The following is a 16316-nucleotide window of genomic DNA, read 5'->3' as shown; positions in this document are numbered from 1 at the left end:
CCTTCGCGCCCCCCTCTGTCCTGCCGGACATCTCCCCCACAAGGGGGGAGATTGGCGGTTTCGTCGCCGGCGCTTTTCTTGCAACGTTGGAAATTGGCGAAAGCGGAGATGAGAGCTCAATCTCCCCCCTTGTGGGGGAGATGTCCGGCAGGACAGAGGGGGGCGCCGTAGAGCGCTGCCTTTCCAAGCTGGCTTTCGCATCTTTTGCATTAGCCCTCCTCCCCACTCCCGCCTTCGCCCATGCGTCCGACCGCGGCCACGTTCTGCTTCTGCCCACCGGCTACTACATTGCCGGCGGCGCTTTCGCCGTGGCGGTCAGCTTCCTCGTCCTGGCGCTGCTGCCGCCGGCGGCGCTCGACAATTTCTGGCGTCGGCGCTTCTCCCTGGCCACCTTCGGCGACGCGCCACGCACCATCGTCAGCCTGCTTTCCTTTGCCGGCTTTGCGCTCTTGATCTTCGCCGGCCTCGTCGGCAGCCGCGACCCTCTCTCCAACCCGCTGCCGCTGGTGATCTGGACGCTGCTCTGGGCCGGCTTCACACTGCTGCAGGGCGTCTTCGGTGATCTCTGGTCCTGGCTCAATCCATGGTATGGGCCGTGGCGCGTTGTATGCCGGCTTGCCGGCAAACGCGCAGGCGAAGCCCAGCCGTCGAGTCTACCCGCATGGCTCGGCTTCTGGCCGGCCTTCGCCCTGTTCTTCGCCTTTGCCTGGTTCGAGCTGATCGATCCCGCACCCGACGATCCGTCCCGACTGGCCCTCGCCGCCGGCTTCTACTGGTTGTTCAGCTTTGTCGCCATGCTCGCCTTCGGCTATGGCGACTGGAGCCGGCGCGGCGAATTCCTGACCGTCTTCTTCTCGATGGTCGCCCGCTTCGCGCTCTTCGAGCATCGCGATCGCCGGCTCAGCCTGTGCTGGCCGGGCGCCAAGCTGCTCGCGGCCGAGCCGCTGCCGCCAAGCGGCGTGGCCTTCCTTCTTGTGGCGCTTTCTTCGGTATCCTTCGACGGTCTGTCGAAAACCTTCTTCTGGCTCGGTCTGTTTGGCGTCAATCCGCTGGAATTTCCGGGCCGCACCGCGCTGGTCGGCATCGGCAGTTTCGGCCTCGTCCTCACCTTCGGTCTGCTCGCGGCGGTGTTCGCGCTGGCCGTCTTTCTCGGCCAGCGCCTTGCCGGCGATGCGCAGCCGTTCGAAAAAGCCGCCGGCCTGCTGGTGTGGTCGATCGTGCCGATCGCGCTCGCCTATCACGTTGCGCATTACCTGACCGCGCTGCTCGTCGGCGGCCAATACGCGCTGGCCGCCCTGTCGGATCCCTTCGCGCTCGGCTGGAACCTGTTCGGGACCGCCGACAGGATGGTCGAGGCGGGCGTCGTCGCCGGCGCCCAGTCGGCCTGGTGGCTGTGGAACCTGCAGGCCGGCGTCATCATCGCCGGCCATGTGCTCGCGGTCCTCGTCGCCCATGGCCTCGCCTGGCGTCTTCACCCGCAACCGTCCCGCGCCGCACTCAGCCAGCTCCCGCTGACGCTTCTGATGATCGCCTATACGATCTTCGGCCTGTGGCTGCTCGCCACGCCGACCGCCGGATGAGTGTCTTTTGGAAGCTCGCTTGCCAGGCCAAGGCTTTGGTGATTTAGTTTGTATACATGCAATTTTCTCGTCCTCTGGCCAAGGAGGATCGAGCCGCCTTATCGCTGGTCAAAACTGAAAAAACAGGGGAACCGACATGGCTGACAAGAACGGATTTTTCGACCTCTCCAAGACCACGCTTTCCCGCCGCACGGCGCTGAAAGGCCTGGCGGCCGGCGCCGGCCTTGCGCTCGCGCCGGGCTTCGTTCGCTACAGCCAGGCGCAGAGCTCGGCACCGATCAAGATCGGCTTCCAGTTGCACCGCACCGGCATCGGCGCCGCTTACGGTCGATGGTACGACAAGACAAGCGCCGCCGCCGTCAAGGCGATCAACGACGCCGGCGGCATCAACGGCCGCAAGGTCGAGCTGGTCATCGAGGATGACGGCACCGATCCCGCGCGCGGCGCCGAGGTGGTCGGCAAGTTCGCAACCCAGCACAAGACCGACATCGTCTTCGGCACGCTGTTCTCGCATGTCGTGATCGGGTCAGCGCCTGCCGCCGGCGAGAACAAGATCCCCTATTTCGTCGTCAGTGAAGGCCATCACGTCGCCTCGACCAAGCTCAACCGCTACGTCTTCCAGCCCGGCATCACCGATGTGAAGAGCCAGATCCAGTCGATGGCGCCGTGGATCGCGGCGAACGCCGGCAAGAAGGTGACGCAGATCTTCCCCGACTTCGCCTTCGGCTACGACCATCGCGACTACCTGCCGCCGGCGCTCAAGGCGCAAGGCGCCGATGTGATCGCCCAGATCGCCATCCCGCCGACGGAGAGTTCCTTCACCAAATACTTCCCGCAGATCCCGGCAGAGACGGAGGTGATCTACCACGTCATGGTCGGCCCGGCCGTGCTCACCTTCGTCAAGGAGCTCGGCGAGTTCTACGGCTCGCAGAGGCCGCAGCTCTTCGGCTTCATGGATTCGCTCGAGGCCGTCGACATCAACAGCCCCGGCCTTGAATTCCTCGACGGCAGCCATTTCTGGGAAGGCTCGCCGCGCTACGCGCAGGCCGATGACTCCGCCGCCCAGAAGGCCTATCGCGCCGCCGTCGGCATCGACGACAACGGCGCCGCCGTCGGCGATCCCAAGGACATTTCCACCGCCTCGCACATGTTCGGCTGCTGGGAAACGCTCTACGTCGTCAAGAAGGCGATGGAGGACGCCGGCTACAAAGGGCCGGAAGACCGGGCCAAGCTGGTCGAGGCGACCGAGGCGCTGAAGGAATTCGCCGAAGGCCCGGAGCATCCGCAGGGTCCAAAGAGCTTCAACGGCAAGATCCATCAGTGCTTCGGCATCCAGAACATCTCCAAGGTCGAGGGCGGCAAGCTCAAGGTCGTCCACAAGACCAAGATCGAGGACGGCCTCTACGAGCCGGAAGGGGATTATACGACGCAGGCGCTGTGAGTGTGGTTGCTCCAGCGAGCGTGAGCGCCCGGCCACCCCCCTCTGTCCGGGGGGTGCGCTTGGCACCGGCCTGCGTGTAGTCAATGCATTTCGGACCCCACCTCCTCCTCGCCGCCCTCGAAGGTCTCGTCACTTCCGCCGTGCTGGCGCTGACGGCGCTCGGCCTGTCGCTGGTCTTCGGCGTCATGCGCATCGTCAATGTCGCCCATGGCGAGTTCTTCATGCTTGGCGCGGTGCTTGCCTGGGCGGTCTCGACGGCGATCTCCGGCCATCCCGCGATCGGCTTCGTCGCGGCGCTGGTGATCGCGCCCTTGCTGGTCGGGCTGGTCGCGTTTCTTGCTGAATGGCTGGTGCTGCGCCGGCTGAGCTACAATCCCGAAAGCACCATCGTCGCCACCATCGGCATGCTCTACATCATCCAGCAGCTGGCGCTGACCTTCTACGGCCCGGAGGCGCGCCCGGTCGAGCCGCCCTTCAGCTACCGCATCCTTTTGCCGTGGTTCGGCTATTCCGGCTACAAGCTGTCGGTCGTCGCCGCCTCGGCTCTGCTGCTGGTGCTGACTTGGCTGGTGCTGACACGCACCAAGATCGGAATGATCATGCGCGCCACCCAGTACGACCGCGAGACCGCGCAGGCCTTCGGCATTCCGGTCGAGCGCGTCTATGCCGGCGTCTTCGCCATCGGCGCCATGCTGGCGGCGATCGCCGCCGTGCTGATCGTGCCGATCAGCCAGGCGCACTACCTGATGGGGCAGGACCCGCTGCTGTTGTCCTTCATCGTCGTCATCATCGGCGGCCTCGGCTCGCTGCGCGGCACCGTGGTCGCCGCCGTCCTGATCGGCCTCTCCGACGGCATCATTTCGGTGTTCTTCTCGCCGACTTTGGCCAAGATCATCGCCACGCTGGTCGTCGCCATGGTTCTGGTGTTCCGGCCGCAAGGCCTGTTCGGGTCCGCGCAGCGATGAGGGATGCTTCGCCGGCAAAGACCTACGCGCTGCACGTCGGCGTCATTGCGCTTCTGTTCGTGCTGAACTTCATCCTGCCCGACTACCATCAGGGCCTCTTCGCCCGCATCATGGCGTTGGCCGTCTTCGCCACGGGCTACAATCTGCTCTTCGGCTATGTCGGCCTGCTCAGCCTCGGCCACGCCATGTTCTTCTCCGCCGGCCTCTATGGCGCCGGGCTGACGGTCTACCATCTCGGCTGGGGCGTGCCGGAAGCCTTCGTCGCAGGAGTTGCCTGCGGCGCGCTGCTCGCCTTGGTCATCGGCCTGCTTGCGCTGCGCACCTCGGGTGTGGCGTTCATGATCGTCACCATGATGTTCGCCCAGGTCTTCTATCTGCTCATCCTCTATTTCGCCGCCTGGACCGGCGGCGATCAGGGCCTGGTCATCCAGCAGGCGTCGCGGGTGATCTCGATCGGCGGCGCCTCGCTCGACCTGACCAACCCAGCTGTGCGCTACATGAGCGCGCTGGCGCTGTTCTCGGTCGTGCTGCTTGTCACGCTTGCCGTCGTCCGCTCCCGTTTCGGCCGCGTGCTGGTCGCCATTCGCGAGAATGAGGAGCGCACCAAGATGCTGGGCTACGACACGGTCGCCAACAAGCTCGCAGCGGTCGTTACCTCGGGCGCCATCTGCGCGGCCTCGGGCGCGGCCTATGCGCTGCTCTTCGGTTACATCGGCTCGAGCTTCGCTTCGGTGCAATATTCGATCCTGCCGCTGCTCTGGGTGCTGCTCGGCGGCGCCGCGACGACGCTCGGGCCGCTCGTTGGCACGCTGTTCATGTACTATGTCACCGACATTACCAGCGGCTTCACCTCCGCCTATCTTTTGATCGTCGGCGTAGCGCTGATCCTGCTTGTGCTGTTTGCCCCGAAGGGCATTCTGGGCTCGATCCGTCAACGCTGGCTGGGGTGGCTGCCGTGATGCCGCTGCTCACCACCAAGGGCCTGTCGCGGCATTTCGGCGGCCTGCGCGCCGTCGACGGCGTCGACTTCGCGCTTATGCCGGGCGAGATCCGCGCCATCATCGGTCCCAACGGCGCCGGCAAGACCACCTTTGTCAGCCTGCTCAGCGGCCGCATCCGGCCGTCCTCCGGCATGATCGTCTTCGACGGCGCCGACATCACGACGATGCCGGCCTACCGAAGGGTCCGCCTTGGCGTCGCCTATACCTTCCAGATCACCAGCATCTTCGCCAACCTCACGGCTTTCGACAATGTCGCCCTGCCGGTGCAGCGAACGCTGACGGACGGACGCTCGAAGGGCCAAGTGAGGAGCGGCGTCATGGCGGCACTCGAACGCACCGGCCTTGCCGATCGCGCCGGCACGCTGGCCGGGCATTTGTCCTACGGCCATCAGCGCCTGCTCGAGGTGGCGATGGGCTTGGCGCTGAAGCCGCGTCTTTTGATCCTCGACGAGCCGACGCAAGGCCTTGCCGACAGCGAGATCGACAATTTCATCACGCTGGTGCGCGAGATTGCCAAGGACGCCACCGTGCTTCTCATCGAGCACAACATGCCGGTGGTCATGCAGCTTGCCGACCGCATCACCGTCTTCAATTCGGGAAAGATCCTCGCCGAAGGCACGCCGGAGCAGATCCGCGCCAATGCCGAGGTGCAGGACGCTTATCTCGGAGCGACCCATGGCTGATCCCCATATGGTCGATCGAGGGCTGCTCACCATCTCCGGGCTGGACTGCTTCTATGGCGAGGTCCAGGTGCTCTACCGTCTCGACCTCGTGCTGAACAAGGGCGAGGTGCTGTGCCTGTTCGGCCGCAACGGCGCCGGCAAGACGACGACGCTGAAGGCGATCATGGGGCTGGTGCCGGCCGCGGCCGGCTCGATCAGGCTGGACGGCGCTGAGCTGACCGGGCTCGCCGCGCATGACGTGCCGAAGGCCGGCGTCGCCTATGTGCCGCAGGGCCGGCGGCTGTTTGCCGAGATGACGGTGGCGGAAAACATCGAGATCGGCCTGATGGCGCGCGGCAAGGGCAAGGCCACCCGCGAGAGCGTGCTCGACCTTTTCCCGCTGCTGCGCGAGCGGCTGAAACAGCGCTCCGGCACGCTCTCCGGCGGCGAGCAGCAGATGCTGGCCATGGCCCGCGCGCTCTGCCTGGAGCCGCAGGTGCTGTTGCTCGACGAGCCGACCGAAGGACTGATGCCGTCGATGATCGCGAAAATCCTCGAGACGGTGGCGAAGCTGCGCGATCTCGACGTCTCGACGATACTGGTCGAACAACGCGTCGACGCCGTGCTGTCGGTCGCCGACCGCGTTTGCTTCATCGAGAACGGCCGCAACCGCGAGACGGTCGATGTCGAGGCCTTGCGGTCTGATCCATCGGCGGTGCGACGCTATGTCGGCGTCGGTTGAGGCTCACCCTCCCCCTTGTGGGGAGGGTCGCTGCGAAGCAGCGGGGCGGGGGTACGGCGCCGACCCCCACCCGGACCTTCGGTCCGACCTCCCCACAAGGGGGAGGTAAAGCTCCGCGCCAACTCACCCGAAGAACAGAAAACCCGCGATCAAAAAGGTCGGGATCAGCACGAGGCCTGACCACGCCATGTAGCCGAAGAAGCCCGGCATCTTGAAGCCGCGATGCCTGGCGATGGCAAACACCATGAAGTTCGGCGCGTTGCCGATATAGGTGTTGGCGCCCATGAACACCGCGCCCGCCGAGATCGCAGCGAGGGTCGAGGCAGCCTCGGTCATCAGGTGCTTCGCGTCGCCGCCGGCAAGCTCGAAGAACACCAGATAGGTCGGCGCATTGTCGAGGAAGGACGACAGCGCGCCAGTCAGCCAGAAATAGGCGAGGTCGTTGGGCTGGCCGTCGGCGGAGGTGACGAGCGACACCAGCGGCGCCAGCGCGCCGTCGTGACCCGCCCTCAGGATGGCGATGACCGGCACGATGCAGATGAAGATGCCGGCAAACAACTTCGCGACCTCGGCGATCGGCCCCCAGGTGAAGCCATTCGCTTGCCTGTGGCTCTTGTACGAGACGCGAAGCGACAGCCAGGCCAGCGCCAGGATGATGGCGTCGCGCACCAGGTTCTGGAGCTCGAGGCTGGCGCCGAAGATGGAGAAGCTGACGCCCGGCTTCCAGCTGGCCGACAGCAGGATCGCGCCGATGACGCCGGCAAGCAGCGGCAGGTTAGCCAGCCCGCGCAGCCGCACCTTGGTGTCCGGGGTCGGGTCCTTGATCTTCGGCATTCCGGCTTCGCGGCGGTGCAGGACGATGTCGAGTGCGAGGAAGATCGCCAGCACCAGGCCGCCGACGAACAGCGTGTCGGGCAGTATGTGCACCGTCGTCCAGAAGAAGTCGACGCCGCGCAGGAAGCCGACGAACAGTGGCGGGTCGCCGAGCGGCGTCAGCGAGCCGCCGATGTTGGATACCAGGAAGATGAAGAAGATCACCACATGGGCGTTGAACGGCCGGTTGTCGTTGGCGCGCAGCATCGGCCGGATCAGGATCATCGAGGCGCCGGTCGTGCCGATGATCGAGGCAAGCAGCGCGCCGACAAGCAGCAGCCCGGCATTGACCAGCGGCGTGCCGTGGATATTGCCGGCAAGCAGGATGCCGCCAGAGATCGTGTAGAGCGCGAACAACAGGATGATGAAGGACATGTATTCGGTGAGCAGTGTGTGCAGCACCGCCTCGCCTGCGGTCGGGATGCCGAAGGCGATTGCCAGTGGCAGCACAACCAGCGCCGCCCAGGCGGCGGCGATCTTGCCGTAGTGATGCTCCCAGACATGATGGAAGAGCAGCGGTCCGGTCGCGATCGACAACAGCAGGCCGGCAAAGGGCAACGCCCACCACAGCGACATCGCCGCGCCCGGCAGCTCATGTGTTTCGGCGGCAAAAGCCGGTTCTGCAAAGGCGACCAAGGCTGCGGCAGCCAGGCCCGCAGCCCCACCTTTTTTCGATGCTGAGAAGCCCCCTCGATGCCTCACAGGCGGGTCAGTCCGACAAATGGTCTTCGAGCGTCACGCCGGCTTCCCGCATGCGTTTCAGCATCGTGTCGACTGAGCCGTTGAGATCGATGCCGCGGCAGGCGTCGAGCCGCACCGTGGTCTTGAAGCCTTGCTTGACCGCGTCGAGCGCGGAGAAGGCGACGCAGAAATCGGTGGCGAGACCGACCAGCGTCACGCTGTCGATACCGCGTTCCTTCAGATAGCCGGCAAGCCCGGTCGGCGTCGTGTGGTCGTTTTCGAAAAAGGCCGAATAGCTGTCGATGGCCGTGCGGAAGCCTTTGCGGATCACCAGCTCCGCCTTGGTCCAGGCAAGCCCGGAATGGAAATCCGAGCCCAGGCTGCCCTGGATGCAATGGTCTGGCCACAGAGTCTGCGGCCCATAGGGCATCTCGATCGTCTCGAATGCCTGCCTGCCCGGATGACTGGAGGCAAAGCTCGAATGGCCGGCCGGGTGCCAGTCCTGAGTCAGGATCACATGATCGGTGTGCCGGATCAGGTCGTTGACCAGCGGCACAATCTCGTCGCCGCCGGCCACCGGCAGCGCGCCGCCGGGGCAAAAATCGTTCTGCAGGTCGATGACGATGAGCGCTTCCTCGGCCATGGGGCTCCCTTTCGTTGCGGCTCCAATCTGATGCCGCTGACGCGACCGGAGGCAGAACCTTGACCAGATGGCCGGCGGCGTCAACCTCTACAGTGCCGCGCGTCCCCTTGGACGCCCAAAGGACGCTGTAGCATTTCAAATTTGGGCATGATCCTTTTCCGAAAATCGACCTGATTTTCGGGGTCATGCGCAGGCAGGCACAACAAAACTGGGGCGATGGCTCGAGGAGGTGCACGCGCGTGTCTGCTTTGACAATTTCGGCGAAGTTGATATCATTTGCATACGAATGAATTTGCTCGAGCCTGATGCCCGGCAGGTTCCCTCGGAAAAGCCCCTTTTCGGGAAGGCAAAGCGTGATCCGTTACGCGAAACCCACCACGGTTGACGAGGCGCTCGCCCTGCTTGGCGGGGACCGCTGGCGCATTCTTGCCGGCGGTACGGATTTCTATCCGGTGCAGGGCGCAAATCCCTTCCGCGATAACATTCTCGATATCAATGGCCTGGCCGAACTGCGCGGCATTGCCGAGATGGACGATCATTGGCGGCTCGGCGCCCGCACCACCTGGACCGACATTGTGCGCCACCCGCTGCCGGCGGCGTTCGACGCGCTGAAGGCTGCCGCGCGCGAAGTCGGCTCGGTCCAGATCCAGAACGTCGCTTCCGTCGCCGGTAATCTCTGCAACGCCTCGCCTGCCGCCGATGGCGTGCCGGCGCTGCTGGTGCTCGATGCCGAAGTGGAATTGCGATCGACGAAGGCCACGCGCCAGCTGCCGCTTGGCGAGTTCATCCTCGGCAATCGCAGCACCGCGCTGCAGCCCGGCGAGATGGTCACGGCCATTCGCGTGCCGAAGCGCTCGGCCGTCGGCGCATCGGCCTTCGTCAAGCTCGGCGCCCGGCGCTATCTGGTCATCTCGATTGCCATGGCTGCGGTTCGCCTGGTGGTCGAGGACGGCGCGGTCGCCGATGCCGCAATCGCCGTCGGCGCCTGTTCCGCGGTTGCCCGCCGTCTTGCCGGCGTCGAGGCGGCCCTGCGCGGGCGTCCGATCGACGAGGCGCTCGCCGGCGCGATGCTTTCGGCGCCGATCAATGAATTGTCGCCGATCGGCGATGTGCGCGGCAGCGCTGAATACCGGCAGGACGCGGCGCGCGAGATCGTTGCCCGTGCCCTGCGGGTAGCCATCGGCGACGGCAACAGCGACAAGGTGGCGGCATGAACGAAGCGCGGCCCGACATCGGCAAGGCCCGGCCGTCCACGGGCATGCAACGTGCCGACATCGCCTTCGAGGTCAACGGTGCTGCCGTCAGCGTATCGGTGCCGCCGGTGCGGCGGCTGTCGCAGGTCTTGCGCGACGAGCTGCGGCTCACCGGCACCAAGGTCGGCTGCGACGCCGGCGATTGCGGCGCCTGCACCGTGCTTGTCGACGGCGATCCGGTCTGTGCCTGCCTCATGCCTGCGGCCTCGGTATCCGGCGCTTGCGTCACCACGGTCGAGGGCCTCGCCAATGGCAGGCTGTCCGCCCTGCAGGCCTCGTTCCTGGAGCACGGCGCCGCGCAATGTGGCATCTGCACGCCGGGCCTGCTGGTGGCGGCCACCGCGCTTCTGGAGCGCAATCCGACGCCGAGCGAGGCCGAGACGCAGGATGCGCTGGGCGGCGTGCTTTGCCGCTGCACCGGCTATCGAAAAATCGTCGCGGCGGTGATGCATGCTTCGCGCCATCTTGACGTTGTCGATCGCCGCATGCCCGGCGTCGGCCACGCCGTCGGCGCCTCGCCGATTCGCCTTGATGGTGTGCCGAAGGTTACCGGCGACGAGAAGTTCGGTGGCGATTCCTTCCCGGCCGATGCGCTCGCCGTGCTCGTGGTACGCTCGCCGCACTATCATGCCCGCTTCAGCTTCGGCGATCTCGGAGCCTGGGCCAAATCCCGTCCCGGCATTGCCGGCGTCTTCACCGCCGCCGATATCCCTGGCACCAACCGCTTCGGCGTGATCGGGCCCTTTGCCGACCAGCCGGCGCTCGCCGAGGGCTTCGCGCGCTTTCGCGGCGAGGCGGTGGCGCTGGTGGCGGGCGAGCGCGAAGCGATCTTGGATCTCGACCTGAAAGATTTTCCGGTCACCTGGACGGAGCTGCCGCATGTGCTGCAGCCCGGCGAAGCAAAAGCCGACGGCGCTGCGTTGATCCACCTTAACCGGCCCGCGAACCTGCTCACGTCGGGCTTTGTCGAACGGGGCGATCCGGATGCCGCTATCGCTGGCGCCGCAATCACCGCGTCCGGCACCATCGAGACATCCTTCGTCGAGCATGCCTATATCGAGCCGGAAGCCGGCTATGCTTACATGGACGGCGACACGCTGGTCGTCGTCGCCTGCACGCAGGCGCCTTATATGGATCGCGACGACACGGCCAAGGTGCTCGGCCTGCCGGTCGACAAGGTGCGCATCGTGCCGACCGCCACCGGCGGCGGCTTCGGCTCCAAGCTCGATGTCTCGCTGCAGCCTCTCATCGGCCTGGTGGCGATCAAGACGGGACGGCCGGCAGCACTTGCCTACACGCGCAATGAATCGATGGTGTCGACCACCAAGCGCCATCCGGCGGAGATGAAAGCGACCATCGGCACCGATGCCGAGGGCCGCGTCACCGGCATGGTGTTTACCGGCGATTTCAACACCGGCGCTTATGCCAGTTGGGGCCCGACCGTCGCCAACCGCGTACCGGTGCATGCCTCCGGCCCCTATCTGACGCCGAACTACCGGGCGACGGGCTATGCCATCCACACCAACGGCCCGATCGCCGGCGCCTTCCGCGGCTTCGGTGTGCCGCAGGCGACCATCATGCAGGAAACGCTCTATGACGAGCTCGCCGGCAAGCTCGGCCTGGATCGGCTCGACTTCCGCTTGAAAAACTGCCTTCGTAACGGATCCGAAACAGTCACCGGACAACGCCTGGAATCGGGCGTCGGCATCGGCGAATGCCTGGAGCAGTTGCAGCCGCACTGGTCGCGCGCGCTTGGCGATGCGGAGGCGTTCAACGCGACCCATACCGCAAGCAAACGTGGCGTCGGCATCGCCTCCTGCTGGTACGGCTGCGGCAACACTTCGCTGCCCAATCCCTCGACCATCAAGGTCGGTATCTCGGCCTCGGGCGATGTGGTGCTGCACCAGGGCGCGGTCGACATCGGCCAGGGCTCGAACACCGTCATCACCCAGATCTGTGCCGACGCGCTCGGCCTGCCGCTGGAGAAGTTCCGGCTGAAGAGCGCCGACACCGCCATCACGCCAGACGCCGGCAAGACGTCCGCCTCGCGCCAGACTTTTGTCACCGGCAAGGCAGCGGAGAAAGCGGGCCGCGCCTTGCGCGAAAAAATCCTGCGCTTCGCCAATGTCTCCGGCCAGGCGACGATCGCGGTCGACGGCGCAAGCATCTCCATCCGCGAAGGCGACGCGACGCGGCTGATCGATCTCGCGACCCTGAAGGCTGATGCCGATGGCCTGGTGTTCGTCGCCGAGGAAACCTACGACCCGCCGACGCTGCCGCTCGACGCCAAGGGCCAGGGCAAGCCCTATGCCGTCTATGGCTATGGCGCGCAGATCGCCGAGCTAGAGGTCGACCTCAAGCTCGGCACCGTGAAGCTGATCAAGATCACCGCCGCGCACGATGTCGGCAAGGCGATCAATCCGGTGCTGGTCGAAGGCCAGATCGAGGGCGGCATCGCGCAGGGCATCGGCATGGCGCTGATGGAGGAATACATCCCCGGCCGCACCGAGAACCTGCACGACTACCTCATCCCGACCATCGGCGACGTGCCGCCGGTCGAGCACATCCTGGTCGAGGTTCCGGATCCGGAAGGACCATTCGGCGCCAAGGGCCTTGGCGAGCATGTGCTGATCCCGACGGCGCCGGCGATCCTCAATGCCATCCGCCACGCCACAGGCGTCCTGGTCACCAAGGTGCCGGCGACGCCGAGCCGTATCCTGGCGGCCATCCGTGAAAAGGAGGCGCGCCGATGAGCGAGCTTGCCGAACGTTTCGAAACCCACGATCCCGGCGAGAAGCAGGTGGCGGAGAAGATCCGCTGCGATGCCTGCCCGGTCATGTGCTACATCGCCGACGGCCGCACCGGCGCCTGCGACCGCTACGGCAATGTCGGCGGACGCATCGTGCGCATGGACCCGCTGACCATCCTCGACCATGCGGCCGAGACCGGCGGCGCGGTGGTGCCCTTCGTCGCCGAGGGCGAAGCCTGGAACGGCGAGTTGGTCAACACCGGCCGCCGCTTCGTCACCGCGATCGGCGCCGGCACCACCTATCCGGACTATAAGCCGGCGCCCTTCATCGTCAGCCAGGAGGTCGAGGGCGTCGATCTCGTCACCGTCGTCACCGAAGGCATCTTCTCCTACTGCGGCGTCAAGGTGAAGATCGACACCGATCGCCATATTGGCGATGAGACGGCGACGGTGCGCTCCGAGGGCGAGGCGATCGGCCATGTGACGACCGGCGAGTACGGCTCGCAGATGCTGTCGCTTGGCGGCGTCCATCACCTGACCGGCGGCTCCAAGGCCGAAGGTCGCGCCACCTGCGATGCGCTGCTCAACCTCTGCAACAGGAAGCCCGTCGAGCTCACCATCGATGGCGGCGCGACGGTCATCGTCGAGGCCGGCAAGGCGCCGGTCATCGACGGCAAGGCCGAGCATCGCATGCGTGTCGGCTGCGGCTCGGCCACTATCGGTATGTTCGCCACGCAATGGCGCGGCCTGGTCGACGAGGTGGTGGTGGTCGACGACCACATCACCGGCGTCGTCTCCGAGCATCAGGCCGGCAAGGTGCTGGGCTGGCAGGATACCGGGATAAAGATCATCGGCCGCCGTTCGACGCCGGGCCGCTACTTCAAGGTTTCGGAGCCCGGCCTTGGCTGGGGCGGCACGACGATCTCCGATCCGCTGTCGATCCTTGGCGACTGGAACGCCAAGAAGGGCGCGCGTCCAGGCCTGTCGCTGCTGATGGTTTCGACCACCGGCGAGCAGTTTGCCTATTACGAGCTCGACGACCAGCTGAAGCCGGTTGAAAAGCCTTTCCCCGAGCGGCTTCAGAAATCCGTCGGCCTGATCGAGGACAATTGCGAGCCGGCGCTGTGCACGGTCCTGTTCATCGGCGGCGCCGGTGGTTCGCTGCGCGCCGGCGTCACCGAAAACCCTGTGAACCTCACTCGATCGGTGCAGGGTTTGAAAACCTATGTCACGGTCGGCGGCGCGCCGGTCTATGTCTGGCCCGGCGGCGGCATCACGCTGATGGTCGACGTCACCCGCGTGCCCGAAGGCGCCTTCGGCTATGTGCCGACGCCGGCGCTGGTAGCGCCGATCGAGTTCACGCTGCGCCGCGACGACTATGTCCGGCTCGGCGGCTATGAAAGCGAGATCCGCAGCGTCGAGGATATTCTCGCCAGGGGCGGCGAATACCTCAATCCGCGCAGCAGTGCCGGCGCGCCAGCCGGCAATCCCTGGCCGCCGCTGGCGCAATTGCGCCGAGGCTGGGCCAACGGAGCTGGATGATGAACGGCCCGCAGGCGCATTGGCTCGCCGATGGCAGGCGGCTTCATCTCAATCATGGGCCGATCGACCTCGTCGTCGAGGTGTTTGGCGGGGCCGATGAACGACGCGCCGCCTATGCGCAGGCTGTCGCGCGTTTCCAGACGATTTTGAACGAGCTGGTCGAAGAACTTCCCGAACTGCGCCGTCCCGCGTCCTTGCTGCCGCGCGGTTTCGCTGGCCCGACGGCGCGGCGCATGGAGGCGGCGGTTGTGCCATTGTCCGAAAGCTTCATCACGCCGATGGCCGCCGTCGCCGGCTCGGTAGCCGACGAAATGCTTGCCGCATTGCTTGCCGGGCGCCGGCTGGAGCGCGCCTATGTCAACAATGGCGGTGACAGCGCCATCCATCTTGCCAGGGGTCAGTCGATGACACTGGCGATCGCCGGCACCGGGCACGGCATGGCCGATCGCATCACGATCCATGCCGAGGACGGCGTGCGCGGCGTCGCGACCAGCGGCTGGCGCGGCCGCTCCTTTTCGTTCGGCATAGCGGATGCGGTGACTGTTCTAGCGCGGTCCGGTGCCGAGGCTGACGCAGCGGCGACGCTGATCGCCAACGCCGTCGACCTGCCCGGACACCCGGCAATCCGTCGCGTGCCGGCGCGTGATCTTGCGCCCGACAGCGACCTCGGCGATCGGCTGGTGACGCAGGGCGTCGGCGCGCTTGCGCCCGGCCAGGTGGCGCGGGCGCTGGACAACGGCCTTGCCGTCGCCGAAGATTTTCGCCGGCGCGGCTTGATCGCCGCATCGGCGCTGTTTCTGGCGGGCCAAACCCGCATCAGTGGCCCCGTGGCGCTCGCCGCGCCCAACAAGCATAAGGTGAAGGAAACTGCCCATGCCTGACTTTCCGATCCGCAAGGTCGCGGTTCTGACCGAGGAGATTTTTCATGACGGTGGCCCCGTGGCGAAAGAGCCGCGCCGCCGCGCCGCCGCTCTTGCCGTGGTGAAGAACCCGTTCGCCGGCCGCTATGTCGAGGAGTTGCAAGGCGCGATGGACGACCTGAAGCCGCTCGGGCTTCTGCTGGCCGACAAGCTGATTGCAGCACTTGGCGGCGACGTGAGGAAGATCGACGGCTACGGCAAGGGCGCCATCGTCGGTTCGGACGGTGAGCTGGAGCACGGCGCGCTGTGGCACGTGCCGGGCGGTTACGCCATGCGCGAGCGGCTCGGCGACGCCAAGGCGATCGTGCCGTCGGCAAAGAAGGTCGGCGCTTTCGGGTCGCGGCTCGACGTGCCGCTCGGCCACATCAACGCCGCCTATGTGCGCAGCCATTTCGACGCCATGGAGGTCGGCATCAGCGACGGGCCGCGTCCGGACGAGATCCTGTTCTGCCTCGCCATGACCTGCGGTCCGCGTGTCCACAACCGGATGGGCGGCCTAGCGGCCGAGGACATCAAGGCGTGGGATGGGTTGCGATGAGCGGCGAGGACAATCTGCTGCGGCTGGTCGAGGCCGAGGAGCCGGACGAAAACAACTACCATCTGCAGGATCAGGTCGGCTTCATCCTGCGCAAGGCGCATCAGCGCCACGTCTCGATCTTTGCCGCCCACATCGGCGATCTGACGCCGCCGCAATTCGCGGCTTTAGCCAAGCTCTACGATATCGGCGAGACTTCGCAGAACCAGCTCGGCACGCTGATCGCCATGGACGCCGCCACGGTGAAAGGCGTTATCGACCGGCTGAAGGCGCGTGGCCTCGTCGAGCTTTCCAAGCACGAGGTCGACAAGCGGCGGCTGCTGGTCAACCTGACGCCGGAAGGCCGCGAGGCGATCGAACGGCTGATCCCGCTTGCCCGCTCCATAACCGAGGAAACGCTGGCCCCGCTCACCGCCAAGGAAGCCGCGACATTTTTGCGGCTGCTGGCGAAGCTGGCGTGAACGGGTGCCGGCGATACGTCGCGCCCTCTCCTGGCGGCAGGGCAATCGCATATGGATAGCGGAGGCCTTCGCCTTACGAATACCCCACAAGGGGGACGGGACACTCGTAGGCGCTAAACTTGGCAAACTGCCGAAGTTCGACGCTGAACAAGATCCATAAAGGCGCGCGGCGCGTTCCCTCCCCTTGTGGGGAGGGTTAGGGTGGGGTCCTTCTCACAAGGATCCTATATGTGATTGCCTTGCTCCTGGCGGCGGCGGTGCCGCAACG

14 protein-coding genes are annotated in these 16316 nt (G+C 65.8%); 12 read left to right on the top strand and 2 right to left on the bottom strand.

The genetic code is table 11. From position 1 onward, the window contains the following. Positions 1-140: 140 nt before the first annotated feature. The 6 genes from EN853_RS08535 to EN853_RS08510 all read left to right on the top strand — a co-directional run bounded on the left by EN853_RS08535 (position 141) and on the right by EN853_RS08510 (position 6391). A complete protein-coding gene (locus tag EN853_RS08535; RefSeq protein ID WP_127859518.1) occupies positions 141-1580 on the top strand; it encodes a hypothetical protein in 1440 nt (479 codons plus the stop codon). Positions 1581-1716: 136 nt separating this feature from the next. Continuing rightward, on the top strand, positions 1717-3021 hold the full coding sequence (locus tag EN853_RS08530) for an ABC transporter substrate-binding protein (RefSeq protein ID WP_127859519.1): 1305 nt from the start codon (positions 1717-1719) through the stop codon (positions 3019-3021). 83 nt (positions 3022-3104) lie between these two features. Next, complete coding sequence (locus EN853_RS08525) at positions 3105-3986, top strand: branched-chain amino acid ABC transporter permease (protein ID WP_127859520.1); 882 nt, start codon at positions 3105-3107, stop codon at positions 3984-3986. Continuing rightward, positions 3983-4945 (top strand): branched-chain amino acid ABC transporter permease, encoded by a 963-nt coding sequence (locus EN853_RS08520; protein ID WP_127859521.1) that lies wholly within the window; start codon positions 3983-3985, stop codon positions 4943-4945. Before EN853_RS08525 ends, EN853_RS08520 begins: the two co-directional genes overlap by 4 nt. Beyond that, positions 4942-5670: an ABC transporter ATP-binding protein gene (locus EN853_RS08515; protein ID WP_127859522.1), complete on the top strand. Its 729-nt coding sequence runs from the start codon at positions 4942-4944 to the stop codon at positions 5668-5670. The genes EN853_RS08520 and EN853_RS08515 overlap by 4 nt, the downstream gene beginning before the upstream one ends. After that, positions 5663-6391 carry an ABC transporter ATP-binding protein gene (locus EN853_RS08510; protein ID WP_127859523.1) on the top strand — a complete coding sequence of 243 codons (729 nt, stop codon included), beginning with the start codon at positions 5663-5665 and terminating at the stop codon, positions 6389-6391. Before EN853_RS08515 ends, EN853_RS08510 begins: the two co-directional genes overlap by 8 nt. A 123-nt stretch (positions 6392-6514) precedes the next feature. Here EN853_RS08510 and EN853_RS08505 read toward each other — a convergent pair whose 3' ends face one another. Further along, positions 6515-7840 carry a sodium:proton antiporter gene (locus EN853_RS08505; protein ID WP_127859559.1) on the bottom strand — a complete coding sequence of 442 codons (1326 nt, stop codon included), beginning with the start codon at positions 7838-7840 and terminating at the stop codon, positions 6515-6517. 133 nt (positions 7841-7973) lie between these two features. Next, positions 7974-8588, bottom strand: coding sequence for a bifunctional nicotinamidase/pyrazinamidase (gene pncA / locus EN853_RS08500; RefSeq protein ID WP_127859524.1), 615 nt, complete (start codon positions 8586-8588; stop codon positions 7974-7976). A 353-nt stretch (positions 8589-8941) separates the two neighbouring features. Here pncA and EN853_RS08495 point away from each other — a divergent pair, with 353 nt between their 5' ends. From EN853_RS08495 to EN853_RS08470, 6 genes are read left to right on the top strand one after another with little or no spacing between them, the layout of a single operon-like run. After that, positions 8942-9802 (top strand): xanthine dehydrogenase family protein subunit M, encoded by an 861-nt coding sequence (locus EN853_RS08495; protein WP_127859525.1) that lies wholly within the window; start codon positions 8942-8944, stop codon positions 9800-9802. Then, entirely contained in the window at positions 9799-12594 is a 2796-nt protein-coding gene (locus EN853_RS08490; protein ID WP_127859526.1) for a molybdopterin-dependent oxidoreductase, read from the top strand. The genes EN853_RS08495 and EN853_RS08490 overlap by 4 nt, the downstream gene beginning before the upstream one ends. Further along, complete coding sequence (locus EN853_RS08485; RefSeq protein ID WP_127859527.1) at positions 12591-14132, top strand: 6-hydroxynicotinate reductase; 1542 nt, start codon at positions 12591-12593, stop codon at positions 14130-14132. Before EN853_RS08490 ends, EN853_RS08485 begins: the two co-directional genes overlap by 4 nt. Next, entirely contained in the window at positions 14132-15013 is an 882-nt protein-coding gene (locus EN853_RS08480; protein WP_127859528.1) for a UPF0280 family protein, read from the top strand. The genes EN853_RS08485 and EN853_RS08480 overlap by 1 nt, the downstream gene beginning before the upstream one ends. After that, positions 15006-15590, top strand: coding sequence for an amino acid synthesis family protein (locus tag EN853_RS08475; protein ID WP_127859529.1), 585 nt, complete (start codon positions 15006-15008; stop codon positions 15588-15590). The genes EN853_RS08480 and EN853_RS08475 overlap by 8 nt, the downstream gene beginning before the upstream one ends. Beyond that, positions 15587-16048: a MarR family transcriptional regulator gene (locus EN853_RS08470; RefSeq protein ID WP_127859530.1), complete on the top strand. Its 462-nt coding sequence runs from the start codon at positions 15587-15589 to the stop codon at positions 16046-16048. The genes EN853_RS08475 and EN853_RS08470 overlap by 4 nt, the downstream gene beginning before the upstream one ends. Positions 16049-16316: the final 268 nt, after the last annotated feature.

Source organism: Mesorhizobium sp. M1C.F.Ca.ET.210.01.1.1 (assembly GCF_004791585.1).
Taxonomy (GTDB): Bacteria; Pseudomonadota; Alphaproteobacteria; order Rhizobiales; family Rhizobiaceae; genus Mesorhizobium.
Note: the sequence above shows the minus strand (reverse complement) of the source record. Positions and strands in the feature narration are given on the sequence as shown.

Excerpts from the sequence above, each read along its gene's own strand:
- EN853_RS08535 (WP_127859518.1), top strand. The coding sequence starts at position 141 with ATGTCCGGCAGGACAGAGGGGGGCGCCGTAGAGCGCTGCCTTTCCAAG.
- EN853_RS08530 (WP_127859519.1), top strand. The coding sequence starts at position 1,717 with ATGGCTGACAAGAACGGATTTTTCGACCTCTCCAAGACCACGCTTTCC.
- EN853_RS08525 (WP_127859520.1), top strand. The coding sequence starts at position 3,105 with ATGCATTTCGGACCCCACCTCCTCCTCGCCGCCCTCGAAGGTCTCGTC.
- EN853_RS08520 (WP_127859521.1), top strand. The coding sequence starts at position 3,983 with ATGAGGGATGCTTCGCCGGCAAAGACCTACGCGCTGCACGTCGGCGTC.
- EN853_RS08510 (WP_127859523.1), top strand. The coding sequence starts at position 5,663 with ATGGCTGATCCCCATATGGTCGATCGAGGGCTGCTCACCATCTCCGGG.
- EN853_RS08505 (WP_127859559.1), bottom strand. The coding sequence starts at position 7,840 with ATGTCGCTGTGGTGGGCGTTGCCCTTTGCCGGCCTGCTGTTGTCGATC.
- pncA (WP_127859524.1), bottom strand. The coding sequence starts at position 8,588 with ATGGCCGAGGAAGCGCTCATCGTCATCGACCTGCAGAACGATTTTTGC.
- EN853_RS08490 (WP_127859526.1), top strand. The coding sequence starts at position 9,799 with ATGAACGAAGCGCGGCCCGACATCGGCAAGGCCCGGCCGTCCACGGGC.
- EN853_RS08485 (WP_127859527.1), top strand. The coding sequence starts at position 12,591 with ATGAGCGAGCTTGCCGAACGTTTCGAAACCCACGATCCCGGCGAGAAG.
- EN853_RS08480 (WP_127859528.1), top strand. The coding sequence starts at position 14,132 with ATGAACGGCCCGCAGGCGCATTGGCTCGCCGATGGCAGGCGGCTTCAT.
- EN853_RS08475 (WP_127859529.1), top strand. The coding sequence starts at position 15,006 with ATGCCTGACTTTCCGATCCGCAAGGTCGCGGTTCTGACCGAGGAGATT.
- EN853_RS08470 (WP_127859530.1), top strand. The coding sequence starts at position 15,587 with ATGAGCGGCGAGGACAATCTGCTGCGGCTGGTCGAGGCCGAGGAGCCG.